This is a genomic window from Kineococcus auxinigenes (assembly GCF_050871525.1).
Lineage (GTDB): Bacteria > Actinomycetota > Actinomycetes > Actinomycetales > Kineococcaceae > Kineococcus.
Map to the genome: position 1 here is coordinate 28,769 of NZ_JBKBCT010000019.1, position 24,465 is coordinate 53,233.

Below are 24,465 nucleotides of genomic sequence, written 5' to 3' on the forward strand. Positions count from 1 at the left end.
GCCACACGCAGCGTGACAGCCCCCGAGCCGCCGGCTCGGGGGCTGTCACGTTCCCGGGGGCATCACCCGTCGGAGTAGCGCGCCCGCCGCTCGGCCTCGCGCGGGTCCGAGCCGCGCACGAGGGTCCGCAGCCGCCCGGCGGTGCCGGCGAGCGCGACGTCGCCGTCGCGGTCGGTGCGCAGCGTGCGCGCACCCAGCGCGTCGAGCACCGCCAGGGTGGCCGGGGCGGGGTGGCCGTAGTCGTTGGCGGCACCGACCTCCACCAGCGCCACCCGCGGGCGAAGCGCCGAGTACAACCCCGCCTCCTGCCGGGCGGAGCCGTGGTGGGCGACCTTGACCAGGTCGACCGGTGCACCGCCCGGCCAGGACCCCGCGGTGCGCAGCAGCCGCCGCTGCCCCTCGGGCTCCAGGTCACCGGTCAGCAGCGCCCGCACGCCCGAGATCTGCGCGAGCAGCACCACGCTGGCGTCGTTGACCTGCGAGGAGTCCGGCTCGACCGCGCCGGCGACCGTGGCGGCGGGAGCGAGCACCGTCCAGCTGACGTCCCCGGCCCCACCGACGGCCCCGGCGCTGACCGTCCGCAGCGCCGCCCGAGCGCTCGCGGCGACCTCGGCCACCCGCCGCGAGGCGGGCTGCACGGTGAGCGGGGAGACGAGCACCTGCGCCACCTCGCGCCCGCGCACCGCACCGGCCAGTCCGTCGACGTGGTCGGCGTGCGGGTGGGTGAGCACCACCGCGTCGAGGCGCTGCACCCCCAGCCGGTCCAGGCAGCCGTCGACGAGCTCGGCGTCGGGCCCGGTGTCCACGAGCACCGCCGAGCGCGGCCCGGAGCGCAGCACCACCGCGTCGCCCTGCCCGACGTCGCAGCCCACGACCAGCCAGTCCGCTGCCGGCCAGGCCCCGGCCGGCCCGCCCCAGCGCGGGGCGCACCGCACCAGGAGCGCCGCGCACAGCGCCAGCGCCACCGCGGCCGCCAGGGCCCGTCGCCGCCCGCCGGTCCCCCGCAGGCGCAGCAGCGCGGCGGTGGCGAGCAGCAGCAGCGCGGTGAGGGCCGCGACGACGAGCGCTCCCGCCGCACCGGCCGGCACCGGCAGCGCGACGGGGACGTCCGCCGCGCGCCGCGCCAGCAGGGCGATCCAGCCGACGGCCAGGCCGGCGGGCAGCACCAGGACCGCCGCCCCCGCCGGCCACAGCACCGACAGGACGGTGGCCGCCAGGCCGAGCACCGTGGCCGGGGCCACCGCGGGCGCGGCCAGCACGTTGACCGGCAGCGACAGCGGGTTCACCTCCGGGGTGAGCAGCACGACCACGGGACCGCACACCGCCTGCGCCGCTGCGGGCACGGCCAGCGCCAGGGCCGGGGTCCGCGGGACCCCGGCGCCCTGCAGCCGCAGCGCCCACGGGCGGGCGAGCAGCAGCAGGCCCGCGGTGGCCAGCACCGACAGCGCGAAGCCCACCTCCCGGGCCAGCCACGGGTCGGCCACCAGCAGCACCAGCACGGCTCCGGACAGCACGGGCACCCCGCCCGAGGGGCGCCCGGCCAGCAGCCCGACGAGGCCGACCGCTCCCATGACGGCGGCGCGCAGCACGCTGGGCTCGGGGTGGGCCAGGACGACGAACCCGGCCAGGCCGGCGCCGGCGGCCAGCAGCCGCAGCCGGCGCCCCAGACCGGCCCGGGAAGCCAGCGCCACCAGCGCTCCCACGACGAGCGTCGTGTTGGAGCCGCTGACGGCCGTGAGGTGGCTCAGGCCCACCGCGCGCATGGCGGCCTCCAGGTCGGCGGGCAGCGCCGAGGTGTCCCCGACGACCAGGCCGGGCAGCAGGCCGCGCGCGTCGGCGGGCAGGGCGGCGCACGCCCGGCGCAGCCCGGCGCGCAACCGCTCGGCCGCGCGGTGGACCGTGCCCGCCCGGCCCACCTGATGCACGGGCCCGCGCACGTGCAGCAGCACCGCGGATCGCTCCCCCGGCTCGGCCGGCGCCAGGCGGGCCGTCAGCGACACCTGCGCCCCGACCGCGGCCGCCCAGCCGTCCGCGTCGGCGAACACCGCGGCGGGTGCGGCGACGTCGAGCCGCTGCCCGCGCACGTGCACCCGGGTCAGCTGCACGTCGACGACGACGCGCTGCGGTGCGCCCGGGCGCACCGCGCTGAGCGGGCGCGGCTCGGAGCGGACCTGGGCCACGACCTGCGCGACGGCGCGGTCCTGCGCCCAGCGCGGGAGGTCGCCGGTGGCGGCTCGCGCCTGCTGCACCAGCACCGACGCGAGCACGGCCAGGACCGCGAGCGGGACCAGCACGAGGCCGCCGCCGCGGCGGCGCAGCGCGAGGACCGCCAGGGCCGCCAGCAGCACCGCGGCCGCGGCGGCCAGCGCCGGGCGGGCCGCGGAGCCGGCGGCGGGTGCCCAGGCGGCCACGGCCCAGCCGGCGAGCGCGGCGGCGAGCAGGCGCAGGTCCAGCGGCGGGCGGGCCGCCGCGGCCGCCGCCCCGGGAGGCGCGGGGGCGTTCACACGCGCACGAGGTCGCGCACGCCGTCGAGCAGCTTGGGGCCGATGCCCTGCACCTCCCCCAGATCCTCGACGGAGGTGAAGCGGCCGTTGGCCTGCCGCCAGGCGACGATGCGCGCGGCGAGGACCTCACCGACACCGGGCAGCGCGTCGAGCTGCTCGGCCCCGGCGGTGTTGAGGTCCAGCGGCCCCACGGCCGCACCGGCCGCCGCACCGGCGGCGGCTCCGGGTGACGCAGGCACGGGCGCCGGGGCCTCACCGGGCGCGGGCACGAGGACCTGCTCGCCGTCGGTCAGGGGGCGGGCGAGGTTCAGCGCGGCCAGGTCGGCCTCGGGCGCCGCCCCGCCCGCGGCCGTGAGGGCGTCCGCGACGCGGCTGCCGGCCGGGAGCGTGACCAGGCCGGGGGTGAGCACGCGGCCCACCACGTGCACGACGACGGTGCCGGTGGGCGTGGCGACGAGGGTCGTCGCCGGGTCCGCCAGGGCGGGACCGGGCGTCGCGGGACCGGGCGTCGCGGGACCGGGCGTCGCGGAACCGGGCGTCGCGGAACCGGGCGTCGCGGGTGCCGCACCCGCGGCCCCCTGGTCCCCGGTGCGCTCCGGCACGACCTGCGAGGCACTCGCCCCGCCTGCCCCCGCGGGTACGGCGCCACCCGGCCAGCCGATCAGGGCGAGCACGCCCAGCCCGGCCGCCAGCAGCACCCCGACGAGCACGGCACCGGCGGCGGCGCGCGGCCCGACGCGCCAGCGGACGGCTCGCACGGCGGGGGGCAGCCGGTCCTCGGCGCGCTGGAGCACCTCGGTCAGCCACGGCGGCGCACCGGCGCGGTGCCGGGCGGCCACGTCCCCCGGCGTGCTGCGCGGCGCGGCCGCCGGTGCGTGCAGCTGGCGCTGCACCAGGGCGCGGGCCCGCGCGGCGGCGATGCGGTCGGACAGCGGGGGCGCGGGCACGTGCCGGACGCTAGGTCGGCGCCCCGGGCGCCGGCGCGGCCGTGGGGCGGGGCTGTGGACGGCCGCCCGCGGCGGCGGCCTGGGGAACGCGCGCGAGCTCGGCGTCCAGGTGCGCCTCGACCTGCGCGGGCATGTCGACCCCGGCGGGGTCCAGCAGCCACTGCACCTGCAGCCCGTCGACGACGGCGACGAGACGGCGCGCGGCCGAGACCGGGTCGGGGTGGGCGCAGTCGGTGAACGCCGCTGCGAGCTGCTCCACCAGGCGCTGGTAGCGCCCGGTGAAGAACGCCCGGGCCGGGTGGTCCGCGGCGGTCGCCTCGGCCGACAGCACCGTGAACAGCTCCACGATGCCGGGTCGGGAGGCGTTGCGCCGCACCACCTCCACCAGGGCCAGCAGCCGGTCCCGCCCGGTGCGGGCGGCCAGCGCGGCGTCGTGGGCGTCCTGGGCGTCGCGGTGCTCCAGCACCGCCAGCAGCAGCGCCTGCTTGCTGCCGACGTGGTGCAGCAGCCCGGCGTGCGACAGGCCGCACCGGGCGGCCAGCTCGCGCAGCGAGGCGCCGCGGTAGCCGGACTCGCCGAACAGGCGGACGGCCTCGTCCAGGATCGTGCGCCGCCGCTCGCGGCCCTTGGCGTACCCGTCGGCGCGCGCGCCGCGCACCCCATCGTCCTCGTCCCGCGTCGTCCCGCTGCGCTGCACGGGGCGTGTCTACCACCTCACACCCCAATGCCTACCACTTGGTCGGTTTCGGGGGTACGGTGCGCGCCATGACCGACACCGCCGTCCCCACCCCGGCCCCGGCCGGCTCCCGCGCCGAGGACCTCCTCGCGCAGCTCACCCTCGAGGAGAAGGCGTCGCTGCTGGGCGGCTCCGACTTCTGGCACACCCAGGGCGTCGACCGCCTCGGCGTGCCGGCCGTGATGGTCACCGACGGCCCGCACGGCCTGCGCAAGCAGGCCGAGGGCGCCGACCACCTCGGCCTGAACGCCAGCGTCCCGGCGACCTGCTTCCCGCCCGCCGCCGGCCTGGCGTCCTCCTGGGACACCGCCCTGCTGCGCCGCGTCGGCGAGGCGCTGGGCCGCGAGACCCGCGCCGAGCGCGTCGCCGTGCTGCTCGGCCCCGGCGTGAACATGAAGCGCACCCCGCTGTGCGGGCGCAACTTCGAGTACTTCTCCGAGGACCCGGTGCTGGCCGGGGACCTGGCGGCGGCGATGGTCGCCGGCGTGCAGAGCCAGGGCGTGGGCACCTCCCTGAAGCACTTCGCGGCCAACAACCAGGAGACGGAGCGGATGACCGTCTCCGCCGACGTCGACGAGCGCACCCTGCGCGAGATCTACCTCACCGCCTTCGAGCGCGTCGTCAAGGCCGCCCAGCCGTGGACCGTCATGTGCTCCTACAACCGGATCAACGGCGTGTACGCCTCCGAGGACCCGTGGCTGCTGACGACCGTGCTGCGCGACGAGTGGGGTTTCGAGGGTCTGGTCGTCTCCGACTGGGGCGCCGTGAACGTGCGCGAGGACGGCGTGCGCGCCGGCCTGGACCTGGAGATGCCGTCCTCCGGCGGCACCGGGACGAAGCGGATCCTCGACGCGGTGACCGCGGGCACGCTGTCCGAGGCCGACGTCGACCGCGCCGCGCGCCGGGTGCTGGAACTCCTCGACAAGGCCGCTCCGGCTCTGGCCGAGCCCGGCACCGTGGACGTCGAGGCGCACCACGCGCTGGCCCGCGAGGCCGCCACCGCCAGCGCCGTGCTGCTGAGGAACGAGCCCGTCGGCGGCGCCCCGCTGCTGCCGCTGGCCCCGGCCGGTGGCACCGTCGCGGTGATCGGCGAGTTCGCCCGCACCCCCCGCTACCAGGGCGCCGGTTCCTCGCAGGTGAACCCCACCCGCCTCGACGACGCGCTCAGCGCGCTGCGGGAGGCGTTCGCCGGTTCGCGCGAGGTCGTCTTCGCCGCCGGGTACGACCCCGACTCCGAGGAGCTCGACACCGCGCTGGCCGACGAGGCCGTCGCCGCGGCCGCGGCCGCCGAGGTCGCCGTGGTGTTCCTCGGCCTGCCGCCGCGCTACGAGTCCGAGGGCTACGACCGCGACCACATGGAGCTGCCCTCCGCGCAGGTGGAACTGCTGCGGCGCATCGCCGCGGCGAACGCGAAGGTCGTCGTCGTGCTCTCCAACGGCTCCGCCGTGACGGTCGAGCCGTGGCAGCAGCAGGTGCCGGCGCTGCTGGAGACGTGGCTGCTGGGCCAGGCCGGCGGCGGAGCCGTCGCCGACCTGCTCACGGGAGCGGTGAACCCGTCCGGGCGCCTCGCGGAGACGATCCCCGTCCGGCACTCCGACAACCCCACCGTCGGGAACTTCCCCGGCGAGAACGGGCACGTGCGCTACGGCGAGGGCCTGCTCATCGGCTACCGCTGGTACGACGCGCACGCCCTGCCGGTGGCGTACCCGTTCGGGCACGGCCTGTCGTACACGACGTTCGCGTACTCCGACCTGTCGGTGCGCCCGGCCGGCGACGGCGCGGAGGTCACCGTGACCGTCACCAACACCGGCGACGTGGCGGGCACCGAGACGGTGCAGGTGTACGTGCACGACGCGGAGGCCAGCGTGTTCCGCCCCGAGCAGGAGCTGAAGGGTTTCGCCCGCCTCACCCTGGCCCCGGGCGAGAGCGGCACCGCCACCATCGCGCTGGACCGCCGGGCGTTCGCGTTCTGGCACAGCGGCGCCGGCGACTGGGTCGTCGAGGGTGGGGAGTTCGAGGTGCGCGTGGGCGCCTCCTCCCGCGACGTGCGCCTGACGCGGTCGATCCCCCTCGACGGCGACGACGTCCGCCTGCCGCTGACCGCGCAGTCGCCGGTCGACGCCTGGCTGGCGCACCCCGCGGCCGGCCCGGCCGTGCGCGAGGCGCTCGGCGAGGGGCAGTGGACGGCGATGCTGGACGACCCGCAGCACGGGCAGATGATGCGCGCCATCCCGCTCGTGCGCCTGACCCGCTTCCCCGGGTTCCCGATCGCCGAGGACGACCTGCCCGGCTGGGAGGCGCGGGTCGCGCAGGCCTGAGCCCGGGCACGACCCGGAACGCCGAGGCCCCGGCCCCCTCGCGGGGACCGGGGCCTCGGTGCGTCCCGCCGGTCAGGCCGGGACGATGTTCACCAGCTTCGGCGCGCGCACCACGACGGTGCGCAGCTCGGCGCCGCCGATCGCCGCCTGCACCTTCTCGCTGGCCAGGGCCAGCTCCCGCAGTTCGTCCCGGGAGATGCCGGGCGGGACCTCCAGGCGGTCGCGGACCTTGCCCTTGACCTGCACCACGCACGTCACGGTCTCCTGCACCAGCAGCGACTCGTCGACCGCCGGCCAGCCGGCGCGCGCCACGCACGCCTCGTGCCCCAGCAGCGACCACATGTCCTCGGCCGCGTACGGCGCGAACAGGCTGAGCACCACCGCGACCGCCTCGGTGGCCTCGCGCACCGCCGGGTCGGCGGGGCCGACCCCGGGCGAGTCGATCGCCTTGCGGGTGGCGTTGACCAGTTCCATGAGGCGGGCGACGGCGACGTTGAACCGGTACGCCTCGACGTGCTGGCCGATCTCGTGGACCGTGCGGTGCGTCACCGCGCGCAGGGCGCCGTCGCCGGTCGCCGGGTCTGCGCCGGGTTCGGAGGTGACGTCGCGCGCCAGCCGCCACGCCCGGCCCAGGAACTTCGCCGACCCGGACGGGGAGACGTCGGCCCAGTCGATGTCGTCCTCGGGCGGGCCGGCGAACGTCAGCGTCAGGCGCACCGCGTCGACGCCGTGCTCGTCGAGCTGCTCGGACAGCCGGACGATGTTCCCCTTGGACTTGCTCATCGCCGAGCCGTCCATGAGGACCATGCCCTGGTTCAGCAGCCGCGCGAACGGCTCGTCGAAGGGCAGGTACCCCATGTCGTGCAGCACCTTGGTGATGAACCGCGCGTACAGCAGGTGCAGGATCGCGTGGGTCACGCCGCCGACGTACTGGTCGATCGGCCCCCACTGCGCGATGAGGTCCTTGTCGAAGGGCTGGGTGCCGTCCTGCGGGGAGACGAACCGCAGGAAGTACCAGGACGAGTCGACGAACGTGTCCATGGTGTCCGGGTCGCGCCGGGCGGGACTGCCGTCCACGGGGCTGGGCACGTTGACCCACTCCTGCGCCGCTCCCAGCGGGGAGGTGCCCTTGGGGGTCAGGTTCAGCCCCTCGCTCGGCGGCAGCAGCACCGGCAGCTGGTCCTCGGGGACGGGCACCTCGCCCGTGGCGGTGTGCACGACCGGGATGGGCGTGCCCCAGTAGCGCTGGCGGGAGATCAGCCAGTCGCGCAGCCGGTAGTTCTTCGCCGCGCGGCCCTTGCCCGCGGCCTCCAGCAGCTCGATCGCCTTCGCGATGCCCGCGGCCTTGTCCAGGCCGTCCAGCTCCCCGGAGTTCACCAGGACGCCGTCGCCGGCGGTGGCGGTGCCCGACTCGGCGGGGTCGGGCAGCGCGACCCCCTCGGCGTCGCGCACGTCGACGACGACCCGCACCGGCAGGCCGAACGCGCGGGCGAAGTCCAGGTCGCGCTGGTCGTGGGCGGGCACGGCCATGATGGCGCCGGTGCCGTAGTCGGCCAGGACGTAGTCCGCCGCCCAGATCGGCAGCCGCTCGCCGTTGACGGGGTTGACCGCGAACCGCCCCAGCGGCACGCCGGTCTTCTCCCGCTCGGTGGCCAGCCGGTCGATGTCGGAGGTCTCCTGCACCTGGGTGCGGTACTCCTCGAACGCCGCGCGCACCTCCGGCTCGGCGTCCTGGGCGAGTTCCAGCGCCAGGTCGGAGTCGGCCGCCACCACCATGAACGTCGCCCCGTGCAGGGTGTCCGGGCGCGTGGTGTAGACCGTCACCGGCTGCTCGCGGCCCTCGATGGCGAACTCGACCTCGGCACCGGTGGAGCGACCGATCCAGTTGCGCTGCATGCTGATGACCTTCGACGGCCAGGTGCCCTCGAGGGTGTCCAGGTCGTCCAGCAGCCGGTCCGCGTACTCCGTGATCCGGAAGTACCACTGGGTCAGCTTCTTCTTGACGACCTTGGCGCCGGAGCGCTCGGAGGTGCCGTCGGGCATCACCTGCTCGTTGGCCAGCACGGTCTGGTCCACCGGGTCCCAGTTGACCAGCGAGTCCTTGCGGTACGCCAGGCCCCGCTCGTACAGCTTCAGGAACAGCCACTGGTTCCACTTGTAGTACTCGGGGTCGGAGGTGTGCAGCACGCGGTCCCAGTCGAAGGAGCACGCGTAGCGGCGCATCGACGCCCGCTGCTGGGCGATGTTGTCGTACGTCCAGGCCCGCGGGTCCAGCCCGCGCTGGATCGCGGCGTTCTCCGCGGGCAGACCGAAGGCGTCCCAGCCGATGGGGTGCATCACGTCGAACCCGCGCTGCAGCCAGTACCGCGCGATGACGTCGCCCAGCGCGTAGGCCTCGGCGTGGCCCATGTGCAGGTCGCCGGAGGGGTACGGGAACATGTCGAGCACGTACTTCTTCGGCCGGGTGTCGCCCGGCTCGCCGCTGCGGAAGGGCTTGAGCTCGTCCCAGACCGGCAGCCACTTCTCCTGCAGGGCCTGCGCGTCGTAGCGCTCGCCGTCGCGTTCGGGCTCCGGGGCCGGCTGTACGCCGGTCCCCCCCTCGGTCTGCGTCATCTCGTCCTCCTGGTGGGCCGCGTGCGCCCGTCCCCCACCGTGCCCCGACACCGTGCCCCGACATGGGAAAACCCCTCGCTCAGGAGGGGTCACCGCGCCGGGGCTGCTGCGCAGCCGCTCAGCGCGGTCCGGCGAGGAGTCGGTGGGTCCGCACGTACCCAGCCTAGCGCGTGACCTCAGGCCCCCGGGCGCTCGGTGCTGTCCGACGCCCGCTGGTCGCTGCGCCGCCGGCCCCAGCCGCCCTGCGGCACGCTGCGCCGCAGGGCGCGCCGCTGCGCCAGGGACTGCTCGGCGCGCAGCAGCAGCTCCCCCACCCCGCCGTCGTCCCACGGGGCCAGGACGGCGGCACCGACCTCCACGACGAGCCGGGGCGGGGACTCGCCGCCGACGCCCGCACCCAGGCGCTGCTGGGCCAGGCCCACCCGCACGCGCCGCTCCAGCTCCTGCGCGTGCAGGCCGGCGCCGGGACCCAGCACGAGGAAGCGGCCCTCCTCCTGCCGCGCCAGCACGTCGGAGGAGCGCGTCGCCGAGCGCAGGGCGGTGGCGACCGCGCGCCAGTCCGCCTCGCGCCGCCCGCGCAGGTCCTCCGGGCGCTGCGACACCGCCCCCAGGACGACCCCGGGCGTGACCTCCACGACACAGGCGTGCACCGCACCGCCGGAGCGGCGGGCGGACTCGAGCACCTGGTGGCCCAGCAGCTCCAGCCCGCGCCGGTTGAGCAGGTCGGTGGCGTCGTCCTTGACGCTCTGGTCGCGGGCGGCCCCCAGCTCGGCGCGCAGCCGGCCCAGGGTGCGCTCCACGTCGTGCCGCGCGCGCACCGCCACGACGAGCGCCCGGGCCAGGGCGGCCAGCGCGGCCGCCGCGGCCAGGGCCGCCGCGGCGATCGCCGGACCGCGGGCCGGGACGAGCCCGCTCAGGAGCACGCCCAGGACGCCCAGCACCGGCACGCCGACGGCCGGCACCCACCAGCGGCGCCCCTGCGCCCCGGTACGAGCGCCGGAGGGGTCGCCGGAGGACGGGTGGGGTCGGGGGTCCGGGGCGCTCACAGCAGTGGTCTCGGCGCACCGGCCCCGCCGCTGGATGCGGCGGTCGGGTGACACGTGCGGGTGAGGCGCCTCCCGGCCGCCGCACCGACCTCAGCAGGCGCGGGAGAACTCCCCCGCCCGGCGCACCTGGTCGTCGGTGGGGCGCACGCCGGTGTAGAGGGCGAACTGCTCGGCGGCCTGCACGGCGGCGACCTCGGTGCCGGTGACCACCTCGGCACCGAGCTCGCGGGCCAGGCGCACCAGCGGCGTCTCCTGCGGGACCGCCACGACCTCCAGCACGGCCCCCGCGGCGGCCACCACCTCACGGGGGGCGGGCAGCTCCTGCGCGGCCGCACCGCCGGCCATGCCGACGGGGGTGGCGTTGACCAGCAGCGCCGGGCGCAGCCCCGTCGCCGCCGCGGCCCACCGGGCGCCGTAGGCGCGGGCGAGCGCCGGGCCGGCCTCGGCGTTGCGGGCCACGACGGTGAGGTCGTCGAAGCCGATGTCGCGCAGCGCCGCCACGCACGCCTTGGCCATGCCCCCGCTGCCCAGCACGACGGCGGGCCCGCCGGGGCGCACGCCGTGGGCGGCCAGCAGGTTCACCACCGCCAGGTAGTCGGTGTTGTGCGCCACCAGGTGCCCGTCGGTGTTGACGAGGGTGTTCACCGAGTCGATGGCGGCGGCGGAGGCGGTCAGCTCGTCCACCAGGGGGATGACGGCCTCCTTGAACGGCATGGACACCCCGCAGCCGCGGATGCCCAGGGCCCGGATCCCGGCCACGGCGGCGGGCAGGTCGGTGGTGGTGGACGCCTTGTAGACGAAGTCCAGGCCGAGCTCCGCGTACAGGAAGTTGTGGAAGCGGGTGCCGAGGTCGCTCGGCCGGCCCGACAGGGAGATGCACAGCCGGGTGTCCTTGGAGACCCTGCGGTGCACCTCCAGGGGCAGGGCGGGGCGCGGGTCCTGGACGGGGGCGGGGTGCTCGGTCACCGGACCATCCTGCCCGGCACGGCCCGGAACACCCGAAGGAAGTTGCGCGTTGAACGAAACGTGCAGCGCATCGGGTTCCTCTCCTTCGGCCACTACCAGCCGGTGCCCGGCTCGCGGACGCGGACCGCCCGCGAAGCCCTCCTGCAGACCGTGGAGCTGGCCGTGGGCGCCGAGGAGCTGGGCATCGACGGCGCCTACGTGCGGGTGCACCACTTCGCCCGCCAGCAGGCCGCACCCTTCCCGGTGCTCGCGGCGATGGCCGCGCGCACCTCGCGCATCGAGATCGGCACCGGCGTGGTCGACATGCGCTACGAGAACCCCCTGTACGCGGCCGAGGAGGCCGCGCAGGTCGACCTGCTCTCCGGCGGCCGGCTGCAGCTGGGCGTCAGCCGCGGCTCACCCGAGCCGGCCCTGGACGGCCCCGCGGCGTTCGGGCACGTGCCCGCCGAGGGCGAGAGCGACGCCGACATGGCCCGCCGGCACACCGACGTCTTCCGCCGCGCCATCGCCGGCGCGGGCGTGGTGGCCTCCGACCCGCGGCGCACCGGACGATCGGTGCCCCTGCCGGTGCTGCCGCAGTCCCCCGGTCTGGCCGACCGCGTCTGGTGGGGCTCGGGCACCCGCGCCACCGCCCGCTGGGCCGGCGAGCAGGGCATGAACCTCATGAGCTCCACGCTGCTCACCGAGGACACCGGCGTGCCCTTCGACGAACTGCAGGCCGAGCAGATCGCCGTCTTCCGGCAGGCGTGGGCGGACGCCGGCCACGAGCGCGCACCGCGCGTGTCGGTCAGCCGCAGCGTGCTGCCCCTGGTCACGGACGAGGACCGCCGGTACTTCGGCGCCGAGCGCGGCAGCACCGACCAGGTCGGCTCCCTGGGCGAGCCGGGCCTGGCGCGGTTCGGCAAGAGCTACGTCGGAGAGCCGGACCACCTCGCCGAGGACCTCGCGAAGGACGCCGCGGTGCGCGAGGCGGACACGCTGCTGCTGACCGTCCCCAACGCCCTGGGCGTGGACCACAACCTGCACCTGCTGGGCACGATCGCCCGCCACGTCGCACCGGCTCTCGGGTGGTCCCCCACCGGGCGCTCCTGACGGGCACTTCGGGACCGGGCACCACCCGGAGCCGGAAACGGCGAAGGCCCCGGACTCTCGTCCGGGGCCTTCGCCGTCGTGTGGAGCTGAGGGGACTCGAACCCCTGACCCCCTCCATGCCATGGAGGTGCGCTACCAGCTGCGCCACAGCCCCTTGCTCGTTCCGCCGGGTTCACCCCGCGGCAACGAGAAGAACTCTACCCCATCCGGCGGGGCCGCCGTGACCGCCCCCCGTAGGGGTCGGCTCCGGGGTTCAGCCCTCCACGCCCTCGCCCGCGGCGGGTGGGCCGGCGTTGTACTCACCCAGCACCCACCCGTGACGGGCGCGCGCCAGCACGGCCCAGCGGGCGTTGCGGAACCCGGCCAGCGCGCCCCACGCGGCCAGGTCCAGGCCCAGCAGCTGCAGCAGCGCACCCTTGAGCGCCGCCCCGTGCGAGGCGACCACGAGGGTGCCGCCGTCCGGGACGGCGTCCGCGTGGCGCTGCACGGCCCGCGCGGTGCGGGCGGCCACCTCGCTGCGCCGCTCCCCGCCGCCGGCACGCACGTCGTCACCGCGACGCCAGGCGGCGTACTCCTGCGGCCAGGAGGCGGTGATCTCGGTGTTCAGCAACCCCTGCCAGCACCCGGCGTCCACCTCGCGCAGCGCGGGGTCCAGCTGCACCTGCACTCCCGTCAGGGCGCTCAGCGCACGGGCGGTGTCCGCGGCCCGGGCCAGGTCGGAGGCGACCAGGGCGGTGGACCCCGCGACGGCCCCGGCGGTGGCCAGGTGCGCGGCCGAGGCGGCGGCCTGCGCCCGCCCGACCTCGTCCAGGGGGACGTCCAGCTGCCCCTGCATGCGGTTCTCGGCGTTGAAGGGGGTGCGGCCGTGCCGCCACAGGACGACGGTCGCGGCGCTCACACCTGGCTGTCGGCGCCGGCGGTCTCGGCGGCGGGCACCTCGATCACCGGGCAGTCCTTCCACAACCGCTCCAGCGCGTAGTACTCGCGCTCCTCGGAGTGCTGCACGTGCACGACGAGGTCGAGGAAGTCGAGCAGCACCCAGCGCCCCTCGCGCTCGCCCTCGCGGCGCACCGGCTTGGCGCCCAGCGGCAGCAGCTTCTCCTCCACCGCCTCGGCGATGGCGCGCACCTGCCGCTCGTTCGGGGCCGAGGCCAGCAGGAAGGCGTCGGTGATGAACAGCTGGTCGGACACGTCCAGGGCGACGACGTCGGTGGCGAGCTTGTCGACGGCCGCGGCGGCGGCGGACGTCACCAGCTCGAGAGCTCGCTCGGATGCGGGCACGGGGCTCCTCGGGTGGTCCGGGCCACTGGCCCGGGGGACGATCAGGTCTTCTGGACCGATTGTCCCACGCCGGCGGGCGACTGCTCCCCGGCGTCGCGGTAGAGGCCGTGCTTGCTGATGTGCTGCACCACGCCGTCGGGCACCAGGTACCAGACCGGCAGCCCGTCGGCGATGCGCCGACGGCAGTCCGTGGAGGAGATCGACAGGGCCGGGACCTCCAGCAGGCTGACCCCGTCCAGGGGCAGGCCGTCGCCGCTGAGGACGTGCCCGGGCCGGCTGACGCCCACGAAGTGGGCCAGCGACCACAGCTCGGCCACGTCCTTCCACTGCAGGATCTGCGCCAGCGCGTCCGCGCCGGTGATGAAGAACAGGTCCGCGTCCGGGCGCAGCTCCGCCAGCTCGCGCAGCGTGTCGATCGTGTAGGTGAACCCCTCGCGCTCCACGTCGATGCGCGAGACGGTGAACCGCGGGTTCGACGCGGTGGCGATCACCGTCATGAGGTAGCGGTGCTCGGCCGGCGCGATGTCGTGGCGCGACTTCTGCCACGGCCGGCCGGTGGGCACGAAGACGACCTCGTCCAGCTCGAAGCGGGCCGCCACCTCGCTGGCGGCGACCAGGTGGCCGTGGTGGATCGGGTCGAAGGTGCCGCCCATCACGCCCAGGCGCGGACGACGCACCGCCGAGGCGCTCAGTGCCGGTTGCCCACGCTCTTGAACGACCACGTCACGATGAGCATGGCCAGCAGGACGCACCCGGCGACGATCCCGAAGGCGATCGGCGCCATGGGCAGGTGTCCCTCCCAGCCGTGGGCGGACTCCTCGGCGGTCTGGGCGGCGACCAGGGCGTTCAGCATGGGGGCGATCCTCCAGGACGGTCCGTGCGGTGCTGCCGCACAGTCTGGCACGCCCCGGCGACGCGGCCGGCGCCGAGGGTGCGGCAGGATCGCGGGGTGGCCGAGCCCTGCGCGCTGAGCGTCGTCGTCCCGGCGCGCGACGAGGCCGAGGTGCTGCCCGCGCTGGCCGCGCGGCTGCGGCCCGTGCTCGACGGCATGGACGCGGGCGGGCTGGGCGGTTACGAGGTGCTCGTCGTGGACGACGGCAGCACCGACGCCACCCCCGTGGTGCTGGCGCGGCTGCGCCGCGGCTGGCCGCAGCTGCGCGTCGTGCGGCTGCGCACCGGCGCCGGGCACCAGGCGGCCCTGTCGGCGGGGCTGGCGCGCTCGCGCGGCCGGCGCGGCGTGGTGACCATGGACGCCGACCTGCAGGACCCCCCCGAGGTGCTGCCCGACCTGCTCGCCGCCGCCCGCGGGGACGTCGAGGTCGTGTACGCCGTGCGCAGCGACCGCTCCGTGGACGGCCCCCTCAAGCGCCTGACCGCCGCGGCGTTCTACCGCCTGGTGCGGGCCCTGGGCGGCACGGCCCCGGCGCAGGCGGGCGACTTCCGCTACACCAGCCGCGTGGTCGTGGACACGGTGCTGCAGCTGCCCGAGCAGCACCGCGTGCTGCGGCTCGTCGTGCCCGAGCTGGGCTTCCGCGCCGCCACCGTGCCCTACGCGCGGGCCGCGCGCGGGGCCGGGCGCACCAAGTACCCGCTGCGCCGGATGGTGCGGCTCTCGCTGGACGCCATCACCGGCTCCTCCACCGCCCCGCTTCGCCTGGCCACCCTCTTCGGCCTGGGCGGCGCGGCGCTGACCTCGCTGCTGCTGGTGTACGCGCTGGTGTCCTTCGCCGCCGGCTCCACCGTGCCGGGGTGGACGTCCACGCTCGTGGTCGTCGCGGGTGCCGGGACGCTGCAGCTGCTGTGCCTGGGGGTCCTGGGCGAGTACGTGGGCCGGCTCTACGTGCAGCTGCAGGGCAGACCCGCCTACCTCGTCGCCGCCGACTCGCTGGACGCGGACGACCCGCCCGAGGCCGGGCGGGGAGGCTGACCCCCGGGCGTCCGATCAGCGGCGCACGTGCCCGTCGCCGAGGACCTGCCAGGTCGTGGTGGTCAGCTCCGACAGGCCCATCGGCCCGCGGGCGTGCAGCTTCTGCGTGGAGATGCCGACCTCGGCCCCCAGACCGAACTCCCCGCCGTCGGTGAAGCGGGTGGAGGCGTTGACCGCGACGACCGCGGAGTCCACCGCGGCGCAGAAGTGGTCGGTGACCCGCACGTCGGTGGCCAGCACGGCCTCGGTGTGCGCGGAGGACCAGCGGCCGATGTGCTCCACGGCGTCCTCGACCGAGTCCACGACCCCCACGGCGATCTCCAGCCCGTGGTACTCCGCGGCCCAGTCGGCGTCGGTGACCGGCTCGGCGTCCACACCGGCGGCGCCCGCCGCAGCCAGCGCCCGGTCGTCGGCGTGCAGCCGCACCCCCGCCCCGGTCAGCGCGCGCAGCAGGGTCGGCAGGAAGTCCGCCGTCAGCGCCGAGTGCACCAGGACCGTCTCGGCGGCGTTGCAGACGCTGGGCCGCGACGTCTTGGAGTTCAGGACCACCTCGACGGCCTGGGCGAGGTCGGCGGAGGCGTCCACGTAGACGTGGCAGTTGCCCACGCCGGTCTCGATGACCGGCACGGTGGCCTCGCGCACGACGCGCTGGATGAGCTCGGCCCCGCCGCGGGGCACCAGCAGGTCCACCAGGCCGCGCGCGGTCAGCAGCACGCCGACACCGTCGCGGCCGTGCTCGTCGATGCCCTGCACCGCGTCGGCCGGCAGGCCCGACGCCTCCAGCGCGGCGCGCACCACGTCCACCAGCACCGTGTTGGTGCTGATGGCCGCCGACCCGCCGCGCAGCACCACGGCGTTGCCGCTCTTGAGCGCCAGGACGGCCACGTCCACGGTCACGTTGGGCCTCGCCTCGTACACCACGCCCAGCACGCCCATCGGCACGCGCAGCTGGCGCAGCCGCAACCCGTTGGGCAGCGTGGACCCGCGGACCACCTCCCCCACCGGGTCCGGCAGCGCGGCGACCTCGCGCACCGCCGCGGCCAGCGCCGCGACGCGGCCGGCGTCCAGCGCCAGGCGGTCCAGCAGGTGCTCGGACGTGCCGCGCTCGCGCCCGCGCGCCAGGTCCTCGGCGTTCGCCTCGACGATGCGGTCCGTGGCGGCCACCAGGGCGTCGGCCACCGCCAGCAGCGCGGCGTCCTTGGCGGCGCTGGTGGCAAGCCGCAGCGGTCGCGCGGCGGCCCTGGCCCGGCGGCAGGTCCCCAGGACCGCCTCGGTGACGTCGCTGCTCCCGGTGGTGGCTTCGGCCAGAGCGGTCATGGGCACAGCCTACGGCGGTGCGGTGCACCCCGGGGCCGGGCCGCAGCGCTCCGCGCTCACCAGGGCGCCACGTCGCCGAGCAGCTCCAGGCCCGCGTGCGCCGGCCGCGAGCGGCGCGGTCCGCGCAGCAGCCCTCGCTGGCGCTGGGCCGCCCGGTGCTCGACGGTGGCGCGGTCCACGACCTCCACGCCCACCACGTCCCAGGCGGGCAGACCGGCGCTGGCGCGGTGCTCGGGCCACAGCCGCACCGCCATGGCGGCGGCGTCGTCGACGTCGCGCGCCTCGTCCCAGTACCGCACCTCCGCGCGGGTGTCGCTGTAGCGGATGCTGGAGAGGAAGGGGTGCTCGCCCACCAGCCGGTCCAGCGCCGGGCGCAGCTGCTCCACGTCCACCGGCTGCCCGGCCAGGGTCAGGGTCACCGACCACAGCGACAGCGGGGCTTCACCCAACTCCGGCTCCTCGCTGCGCGCGCCTCAGGGACGTCCCAGGAGCACCAGGTGGTCGCGGTGGACCACCTCGCGCTCGTACGCCGGACCCCACTGCCGGGCGAGCTCGCGCGTCGATCGGCCGAGCATGTCCGGCAGCTCCTCCGAGGAGTAGTTCACCAGCCCGCGGGCCAGCGCGAGGCCGTTTCCGTCGACCAGGTCCACCGGGTCCCCCGCGCGGAAGCGGCCGCTGAGCCCGAGGACGCCGGCGGGCAGCAGCGAGGACCGGCGCTCGCGCACCGCGCGCACCGCGCCCTCGTCCAGCACCAGGCGACCGGCGGGGCTGGCGGCGTGGGCCAGCCACAGCTGCCGGGTGCCGCGGCGCGACGCGCGGGCGGGCGGCACCGCGAACCACGTGCCCACGTCGGCGCCGGACAGGGCCTCGCGGGCCAGCGGGGCGGAGGTCACCAGCGCCGGCACCCCGGCGGCCACGGCGATGCTCGCCGCCTCCACCTTGGTGCTCATCCCGCCCGTGCCCACCCCGGCCGCGCCGGCGGCGCCCACGGTGACGCCGGCGAGGTCCTGCGGGCCGCGCACCAGGTCGATGCGGCGGGCGCCAGGGCGCGACGGCGGGGCGTCGTACAGGGCGTCGACGTCGCTGAGCAGCACCAGGGCGTCGGCGCGCACCAGGTGCGCCACCAGCGCGGCGAGCCGGTCGTTGTCGCCGAAGCGGATCTCGTGGGTGGCGACGGTGTCGTTCTCGTTGACCACGGGCACCACGCCCAGCGACAGCAGCCGTTCCAGCGTGCGCTGGGCGTTGCCGTAGTGGCTGCGCCGCGCCACGTCCTCCGCGGTCAGCAGGACCTGCCCGACGGTGAGCCGTGCGCGGGCGAAGGCGCGGGTGTACTCGGCCAGCAGCAGCCCCTGCCCCACGCTCGCCGCGGCCTGCTGGCTGGCGAGGTCGCGGGGCCGCTTGCGCAGGCCCAGCGGGGCGAGCCCCGCCGCGATGGCCCCGGAGGAGACCAGGACGACGTCGCCGCCGGCCACCCGCCGCTGCGCCAGGACGTCGACGAGGGCGTCCAGGCGCGCGGCGTCGAGCCCGCCGGCCGCGGTGGTCAGCGAGGAGGAGCCGACCTTGACGACGACCCGGCGCGCACCGGCGAGGTCCTCGCGGCGGGTCGCCGCGGCGGGTCCGCTCACCGGCCCTCGGTGGGCGGCTCGCCCCCGGCGGGGTCGGCGACGGGGTCGTGGGAGTCGTCGTCGGCCGTCCAGTGGCCGGCGCGGCGCTCGGCCTCCAGCTCGGAGCGGGCCGCGACCTTCGCGGCGCGGCGCTCGCGCTCCTGCTCGCGCTTGGTGGAACGGGTGGGGCGGGAGTGGTCCTCCAGGCGCAGGTCGGAGCCGCGCTGCCCCAGGACCTCCGCACCGGAGACCATGGTCGGTTCCCAGTCGAAGACGACGGCGTTCTCGTCGTCGCCGATGACCACCTCGGCGCCGGGGACCGCGCCGGCCTTGAACAGCTCGTCCTCCACGCCGAGGCGGGCGAGGCGGTCGGCGAGGTAGCCCACCGCTTCGTCGTTGGTGAAGTCGGTCTGGCGCACCCAGCGGCGCGGCTTCTGCCCGCGCACCCGGAAGCGGACCTGGCGTGCCTCGACGTCGCCGTACTCCTCGCGCGTGACCGAGAACCCGGCCTCGTCGACGGCGGGCGGGGTCAGCACGACGCGCGTGGGCACCGCCTCGGGAGCGGCCGCGCGCGCCGCGCGGACGAGCTCGGCCATCGCGAAGCCCAGCTCGCGCAGCCCCGTGCGGGCGACCGCCGAGACGACGAAGACCGGGGCGCCGCGCCGCTCCAGGTCGGCGCGGACGATCTCGGCCATGTCCCGGGCGTCGGGGACGTCGGCCTTGTTGATCACGACGATCCGGGGGCGGTCCTGCAGCGGGACGGTGCCGTCGTCGACGCGGTACGCGGCCAGCTCCTTCTCGATGGCCTCCAGGTCGCTGACGGGGTCGCGGTCGGCCTCGAGGTTCGCGCCGTCCAGGACGTGCACGAGGGCGACGCAGCGCTCGACGTGGCGCAGGAAGTCCAGGCCCAGCCCGCGGCCCTCGCTGGCGCCGGGGATCAGGCCGGGCACGTCGGCGACGGTGAAGCGGGTCTCGCCGGCCTCGACGACGCCCAGGTTCGGCACGAGCGTGGTGAAGGGGTAGTCGGCGATCTTCGGCCGGGCCGCCGACAGCGCCGCGACGAGGCTGGACTTGCCGGCGCTGGGGAAGCCGACGAGCGCGACGTCGGCGAGCGTCTTCAGCTCCAGCACGACGTCGCGGGTGTCGCCGGGCTCGCCGAGCAGGGCGAAGCCGGGGGCCTTGCGGCGCGGGGAGGCCAGGGCGGCGTTGCCGAGGCCGCCGCGGCCGCCGGCGGCCGCGACGAAGCGGGTGCCGGCGCCGACCATGTCGGCCAGCAGCTCGCCCTTGGCGGAGCGCACGATGGTGCCGTCCGGCACGCCGATGACGAGGTCCTCGCCCTCGGCGCCGCTGCGGTGCCCGCCCATGCCGAAGCGGCCGTCGGGTGCGCTGCGGTGCGGGCGGCGGTGCAGGTCCAGCAGGGTCGTCACCTGCGGGTCGACCTCGAGGACGACGTCGCCGCCGCGGCCGCCGTTGCCGCCGTCGGGGCCGCCGAGCGGCTTGAACTTCTCGCGGTGCACCGACGCGCAGCCGTTGCCGCCGTCACCGCCAGCGACGTGCAGGACGACCCGGTCCACGAACGTGGGGGACGTGGCGGCCATGGCGACTCTCCGGCTCTCTGAGGACTGCTGGCCCCCGGACGCCGTGCGGCGGGCGGGGGTGGGGTGTTCGCGGGGCGACGCACGGAGGGGCGGACCGGATGCCCGGTCCGCCCCTCCGTGTCACGACTGGTGCGTCGTCACTCGCCCGCGACGACGTTGACGACCTTGCGGCCGCGGCGGGTGCCGAACTCGACGGCACCCGGGACCAGTGCGAACAGCGTGTCGTCGCCGCCGCGGCCCACACCGTCACCGGGGTGGAAGTGGGTGCCGCGCTGGCGGACGAGGATCTCGCCCGCGCTGACGACCTGGCCACCGAAGCGCTTCACGCCGAGGCGCTGGGCGTTGGAGTCACGACCGTTGCGCGAGGAGCTCGCGCCCTTCTTGTGTGCCATGAGCTGACGTCACTCCCCGATGCTGGTGATCTTGACACGGGTCAGCTTGGAGCGGTGCCCCTGGCGCTTGCGGTACCCGGTCTTGTTCTTGTACTTCAGGATGGTGATCTTGGGGCCGCGGGCCCCTTCGATCACCTCGGCGACGACCTTGACACCCGACAGCGCGGACGCGTCGTGGGTGACGGTCTCACCGTCGACGAGGAGCAGCGGCTGCAGCTGCAGGGTCTCCCCGCTGGGAACGGCGACCCGGTCGATGGTCAGCACGTCGCCGACCGAGACCTTCTCCTGCCGGCCGCCGGCGCGGACGATGGCGTAGACCACAACGAACCCGTTTCTCTCGCACGAACTGGGACGCCACCGGCCCGCCGACGGCGGACCAGGGCTCGCGCACGGTGGCGCACCAAGGGTCAAGCGTACGGAACGCCACCCTCGGGGGTCAAAACGACTCGCCGCCGCCGGGGGTGACCTGCTCGCCGGCACCCTCGGCAGGCGCCCCCTCGCCGGCCGCACCCTCGGCCGCCGAGGCCTCGGCAGCTGCGGCCTCGGTGCGGCGGGCGGCCGCGACGGCCGCGATGGCCGCCAGCACGGCGGGGTCCTTGCCCGGCTCCCGCGCGGCCGGCTCCGCGGCGGACGGGTCGGCGGCCGGCGGCTGCTCCTCGGCGCGCGCGTCCCGGGAGCCGCGGCCCCGGCGGCCGCGGGACTTGCCCGACCCGCCGTTCGAGCCGTTGGAGGCGGGCGTGCCGGCTCCCGAGCCGTTGGCGGTGGAGCCGTTCACCCCCCCGTCCGAGGCGCCGGAGGAGGCGTTCTCGGCGGAGGCCGCCTCCAGCTCCTCCAGCACGGCGGCCAGCCCCTGCCCGGTGCGCTTGCGCGTCATCTGCACCAGCCCCAGGGACGTCACCTCCGCGACCTGGTGCTTGGTGCGGTCGCGGCCCAGGCACTCCACCAGCCGGCGCAGCACGAGGTCGCGGTTGGACTCCAGGACCATGTCGATGAAGTCGATGACGATGATCCCGCCGATGTCGCGCAGCCGCAGCTGGCGGACGATCTCCTCGGCCGCCTCGAGGTTGTTGCGCGTCACCGTCTCCTCCAGCGTCCCGCCGGAGCCGGTGAACTTGCCGGTGTTGACGTCGATGACGTGCATCGCCTCGGTGGGGTCGATCACGAGGGAGCCGCCCGAGGGCAGCCAGACCTTGCGGCCCAGCGCCTTCTGGAGCTGCTCGTCGACGCGGTGCGCGGCGAAGACGTCCTCGTCGGACTCCCACCGCTGGAGCCGGGGAGCCAGGTCCGGGGCGACGTCGCCGACGTAGCCGTGCACCGTCTCCCACGCCTCGGCCCCCGAGACGACGAGGCGGGAGAAGTCCTCGTTGAAGACGTCGCGCACGACGCGGACGGTGAGGTCCGGCTCGCCGTGCAGCAGGACGGGCGCGTTCTTGCTGGAGGCCTTGGCCTGGATGGACTCCCAGGTGGCCTGCAGCCGCTGCACGTCCGCGGCCAGCTCGTCCTCGGAGACCCCCTCGGCGGCCGTGCGGACGATGACGCCGGCCCCCTCCGGCACGACCTTCTTCAGGACCTTCTTCAGCCGGGAGCGCTCGGTGTCGGGCAGCTTGCGGGAGATGCCCGTCATGGAGCCGCGCGGGACGTAGACCAGGTACCGGCCGGGCAGGGAGACCTGGCTGGTCAGCCGGGCGCCCTTGTGGCCGACGGGGTCCTTGGTGACCTGCACCAGCACCGGGTCGCCGGACTTCAGCGCGGCCTCGATGCGGCGCGGCTGGCCCTCCAGCCCCGCGGCGTCCCAGTTGACCTCACCGGCGTACAGGACGGCGTTGCGCCCCTTGCCGACGTCCACGAAGGCGGCCTCCATGCTCGGCAGCACGTTCTGCACGCGGCCGAGGTAGACGTTGCCGACCATCGTGGTCTGCGCCTTCAGGGCGCCGTAGTGCTCGACGAGGATGCCGTCCTCGAGCACGCCGATCTGCGTGACGCCGTCCTTCTCCCGCACGACCATGACGCGCTCGACGCTCTCGCGGCGCGCCAGGAACTCGGCCTCGGTGAGGATGGCGCGCTTGCGGCCCTGCTCCCGGCCCTCCCGGCGGCGCTGCTTCTTCGCCTCCAGGCGGGTGGAGCCCTTCAGCGCGGTGATCTCGTCCTCGCCGGTGCCGCCGCCGGTGCTCCCGCCGCTGCCGCGGCCCCGGCGCGGCTCGCGCACCCGCACGACGGTGTTCGGCGGGTCGTCGGGCGAGGGCTCGTCGCCCTCGGCGGCCCCGCCGCGGCGGCGACGGCGACGGCGACGGCGCGAGGAACCGGACGCCTCGTCCGCCTCGGCGCCCTCGTCCCCGTCGGTACCGGTGTCCTCGTCCTCGTCCTCGTCGGAGGCGTCCACGGCCGCTGCGCGCGCAGGCGTGCCGGGCTCCCCACCCCCGGCCCGGGCGTCGTCGTCCCCGTCGCGCTCGTCGCCCCGGCCCTCGTCGTCGGTGCGCTCGGCGTCCTCGCGGGTGCGCCCTCGCCGGCCCCGGCCGCCGCGGCGGCGACGGCGGCGGTTGCCGGCGTCCTCGTCGTCGTCCTCGTCGGAGCCCGCGGGGGCGCTGCGGTCGTCCTCACCCGCGGCGGGCCGCAGGGGGCCCTCCTCGACGTCGACGTCCTCGCCGCCCGTGGTCAGCGCGTCCAGGAGGTCCTCGGCATCGCGCACCGCGTCCTCGCCGGGTTCCTGAGCGGAGCGCTCCGCGGCGGGCCGCGGCGGACCCGCCGGCGCGGAGGCGCGCCGGCTGCGGCGGGGCGCCTCGTCGACGGCGGGTGCCTGGAAGAAGACGGCGGTGGCGCGCGCGGCGGCCTCGGCGGCGCGCTCGGCGGCGGTGCGCTCGCGGCGGCCGGCCAGCCCCGCGGCGCGCAGGAGGACGGGGTCGTCCATGACGTCCTGCGGGTCGTCCACCGGGGCCTGCACGGGCTCCTCGGCGACCGCCTGGTCGGCGGCGGGCTCCTCGGCGACCGCCTGATCGGCGGCGGGCTCCTCGGCGACCGGTTCGGCGGGCGCCTGGACGGGCTCGTCCTCGACGGGACGGTCCTGCGCCGCAGCGACCTCGGCCGGCTCGGCGGGGGCCGTCGCACGAGACCGGGAGGTGCGGCGGCGCCGCGCGGGTGCCGGCGCCTCGGACGCAGCGGGCTCGGCGATCGGCTCGGCGACCGGCTCCGGGGCGGGTTCGGGAGCTGCGGGGGCGGTCGGCACGGTCTGCTCGACGGCGACGCCGGCCACCTCGCCGACGGGCTGCTCCACGGCCGCCTCCTCGGCGGCGGCCGCGGGGGTGCCGGTGCGGCGCGTGGCCCGGCGGGCGCGGCGCCGGGGTGCCGGGGCCGCCTCCTCCGCCGGCTCGTCCTCCGGCGCGGGGGTGTCGGCGGGGGCCGGTGGAGCGGGGGCGGCGGGCACGGTCTGCTCGACGGTGCCGCCGGCCACCTCGCCGACGGGCTGCTCGGGGCTCGTCACCGCGGGCGGCTCGCCGTCGGCGGCGGGCTCGGGCGCCTCGACGCGCACCGGCGGCCCCGCGGGGCGGCTGGCGGCCCGGCGCCGGCGCGGGCGGGTGGTGCCGCTGCCCGACGGTGCCGCTGCGTTCTGGTCGTTCTCTTCAGGTGTGGTCGTCACGGGTGCTCCCGTCGCCCGACGACGGCCACTCCACCGGTGAACCCGTGGCCGCCGGGAGGCGTCCTCGAAGGGATCGCCGGGTGGGGTGACCCGCACCCGGCGGAAGTCCTCGGTGCACGGACGGGGTTCGCACGCGGTCGGCGGCGCTCCGCTCGTGCCGCCGCCCGCCCTCCGACCGGATCGGGGACCGGGGCGCCTGCGAGGCCCTTCCACTGGACCGCGGCGCTGCCCGGCCGCCACGCTCCGGGCGGCGGTCTGGTCGGCGGGTCGGTCGCCCGGTGTGGGGAACGCCCGACCGTCCGCAGTCTCTCACAAGCGCGCGCACCTGCCGCTGTGGACGGCGTCGTCCACAGCGGCGGGTCCGCTCGCGATCGGGGTCGAGGGGGGGGGCGGGGGGGGGGGGGCTGCGCCCGGGGCGCGAGGGCGGCCGCCTCCCCCGCTCCCAGGCTCGGAGGGTCGACTTCACGAACAACCTGATCATAATCACCACGAC

19 protein-coding genes, 1 tRNA gene and 1 pseudogene are annotated in these 24,465 nt (G+C 76.5%); 3 read left to right on the plus strand and 18 right to left on the minus strand.

Annotated elements, in window-relative coordinates; translation table 11 throughout:
- Positions 1-62 precede the first annotated feature (62 nt).
- The 3 genes from ACRYR9_RS07885 to ACRYR9_RS07895 are packed head-to-tail and all read right to left on the minus strand — an operon-like array spanning position 63 to position 4,148.
- Entirely contained in the window at positions 63-2,504 is a 2,442-nt protein-coding gene (locus tag ACRYR9_RS07885) for a ComEC/Rec2 family competence protein (RefSeq protein ID WP_432508732.1), read from the minus strand.
- Positions 2,501-3,451, minus strand: a complete 951-nt coding sequence (locus ACRYR9_RS07890; RefSeq protein WP_432494404.1) for a helix-hairpin-helix domain-containing protein — start codon at positions 3,449-3,451, stop codon at positions 2,501-2,503. The genes ACRYR9_RS07885 and ACRYR9_RS07890 overlap by 4 nt, the downstream gene beginning before the upstream one ends.
- A gap of 10 nt (positions 3,452-3,461) precedes the next feature.
- Positions 3,462-4,148, minus strand: a complete 687-nt coding sequence (locus ACRYR9_RS07895; RefSeq protein WP_432494402.1) for a TetR/AcrR family transcriptional regulator — start codon at positions 4,146-4,148, stop codon at positions 3,462-3,464.
- A 68-nt stretch (positions 4,149-4,216) separates the two neighbouring features.
- On the opposite strand from ACRYR9_RS07895, the gene ACRYR9_RS07900 reads away from it, so the two are divergent.
- Positions 4,217-6,505, plus strand: coding sequence for a glycoside hydrolase family 3 C-terminal domain-containing protein (locus ACRYR9_RS07900; protein WP_432494400.1), 2,289 nt, complete (start codon positions 4,217-4,219; stop codon positions 6,503-6,505).
- Between the two features lie 72 nt (positions 6,506-6,577).
- Here ACRYR9_RS07900 and leuS read toward each other — a convergent pair whose 3' ends face one another.
- The 3 genes from leuS to ACRYR9_RS07915 form a co-directional block, all read right to left on the minus strand.
- Positions 6,578-9,118 carry a leucine--tRNA ligase gene (gene leuS / locus ACRYR9_RS07905; RefSeq protein WP_432494398.1) on the minus strand — a complete coding sequence of 847 codons (2,541 nt, stop codon included), beginning with the start codon at positions 9,116-9,118 and terminating at the stop codon, positions 6,578-6,580.
- Between the two features lie 176 nt (positions 9,119-9,294).
- On the minus strand, positions 9,295-10,164 hold the full coding sequence (locus tag ACRYR9_RS07910; protein ID WP_432494396.1) for a GGDEF domain-containing protein: 870 nt from the start codon (positions 10,162-10,164) through the stop codon (positions 9,295-9,297).
- Positions 10,165-10,254: 90 nt separating this feature from the next.
- On the minus strand, positions 10,255-11,076 hold the full coding sequence (locus ACRYR9_RS07915) for a shikimate 5-dehydrogenase (protein WP_432494462.1): 822 nt from the start codon (positions 11,074-11,076) through the stop codon (positions 10,255-10,257).
- A gap of 114 nt (positions 11,077-11,190) precedes the next feature.
- Between ACRYR9_RS07915 and ACRYR9_RS07920 the strand changes: the two genes are divergently transcribed.
- A complete protein-coding gene (locus tag ACRYR9_RS07920) occupies positions 11,191-12,222 on the plus strand; it encodes an LLM class flavin-dependent oxidoreductase (RefSeq protein ID WP_432494394.1) in 1,032 nt (343 codons plus the stop codon).
- A gap of 81 nt (positions 12,223-12,303) precedes the next feature.
- Here the strand turns inward: ACRYR9_RS07920 and ACRYR9_RS07925 are convergent.
- The 5 genes from ACRYR9_RS07925 to ACRYR9_RS07945 form a co-directional block, all read right to left on the minus strand.
- A tRNA-Ala gene (locus ACRYR9_RS07925) sits at positions 12,304-12,376 on the minus strand.
- Between the two features lie 99 nt (positions 12,377-12,475).
- Positions 12,476-13,120 carry a histidine phosphatase family protein gene (locus tag ACRYR9_RS07930; protein WP_432494392.1) on the minus strand — a complete coding sequence of 215 codons (645 nt, stop codon included), beginning with the start codon at positions 13,118-13,120 and terminating at the stop codon, positions 12,476-12,478.
- Positions 13,117-13,503 carry a ribosome silencing factor gene (rsfS, locus tag ACRYR9_RS07935; protein ID WP_432494390.1) on the minus strand — a complete coding sequence of 129 codons (387 nt, stop codon included), beginning with the start codon at positions 13,501-13,503 and terminating at the stop codon, positions 13,117-13,119. The genes ACRYR9_RS07930 and rsfS overlap by 4 nt, the downstream gene beginning before the upstream one ends.
- 41 nt (positions 13,504-13,544) lie before the next feature.
- Positions 13,545-14,195 carry a nicotinate-nucleotide adenylyltransferase gene (nadD, locus tag ACRYR9_RS07940; protein WP_432494460.1) on the minus strand — a complete coding sequence of 217 codons (651 nt, stop codon included), beginning with the start codon at positions 14,193-14,195 and terminating at the stop codon, positions 13,545-13,547.
- The gene (locus ACRYR9_RS07945) at positions 14,192-14,356 is read right to left on the minus strand and encodes a hypothetical protein (RefSeq protein WP_432494388.1); all 165 of its coding nucleotides are present in this window, start codon (positions 14,354-14,356) and stop codon (positions 14,192-14,194) included. The genes nadD and ACRYR9_RS07945 overlap by 4 nt, the downstream gene beginning before the upstream one ends.
- Before the next feature lie 96 nt (positions 14,357-14,452).
- On the opposite strand from ACRYR9_RS07945, the gene ACRYR9_RS07950 reads away from it, so the two are divergent.
- On the plus strand, positions 14,453-15,430 hold the full coding sequence (locus tag ACRYR9_RS07950; protein WP_432494386.1) for a glycosyltransferase family 2 protein: 978 nt from the start codon (positions 14,453-14,455) through the stop codon (positions 15,428-15,430).
- Between the two features lie 15 nt (positions 15,431-15,445).
- Here the strand turns inward: ACRYR9_RS07950 and ACRYR9_RS07955 are convergent, their stop codons facing one another.
- The 7 genes and pseudogenes from ACRYR9_RS07955 to ACRYR9_RS07985 form a co-directional block, all read right to left on the minus strand.
- Positions 15,446-16,747, minus strand: a complete 1,302-nt coding sequence (locus tag ACRYR9_RS07955) for a glutamate-5-semialdehyde dehydrogenase (protein WP_432494384.1) — start codon at positions 16,745-16,747, stop codon at positions 15,446-15,448.
- 56 nt (positions 16,748-16,803) lie between these two features.
- Entirely contained in the window at positions 16,804-17,196 is a 393-nt protein-coding gene (locus ACRYR9_RS07960; protein WP_432494382.1) for a hypothetical protein, read from the minus strand.
- A 24-nt stretch (positions 17,197-17,220) separates the two neighbouring features.
- Complete coding sequence (gene proB / locus ACRYR9_RS07965) at positions 17,221-18,372, minus strand: glutamate 5-kinase (RefSeq protein ID WP_432494380.1); 1,152 nt, start codon at positions 18,370-18,372, stop codon at positions 17,221-17,223.
- Positions 18,369-19,949, minus strand: a complete 1,581-nt coding sequence (gene obgE / locus ACRYR9_RS07970) for a GTPase ObgE (protein ID WP_432494378.1) — start codon at positions 19,947-19,949, stop codon at positions 18,369-18,371. The genes proB and obgE overlap by 4 nt, the downstream gene beginning before the upstream one ends.
- Before the next feature lie 137 nt (positions 19,950-20,086).
- Positions 20,087-20,341: a 50S ribosomal protein L27 gene (gene rpmA, locus ACRYR9_RS07975; RefSeq protein WP_432494376.1), complete on the minus strand. Its 255-nt coding sequence runs from the start codon at positions 20,339-20,341 to the stop codon at positions 20,087-20,089.
- Positions 20,342-20,350: 9 nt separating this feature from the next.
- Entirely contained in the window at positions 20,351-20,662 is a 312-nt protein-coding gene (rplU, locus tag ACRYR9_RS07980; RefSeq protein ID WP_432482331.1) for a 50S ribosomal protein L21, read from the minus strand.
- 505 nt (positions 20,663-21,167) lie between these two features.
- Positions 21,168-24,068, minus strand: a pseudogene (locus ACRYR9_RS07985) (Rne/Rng family ribonuclease); the annotation flags it as partial.
- Positions 24,069-24,465 lie beyond the last annotated feature (397 nt).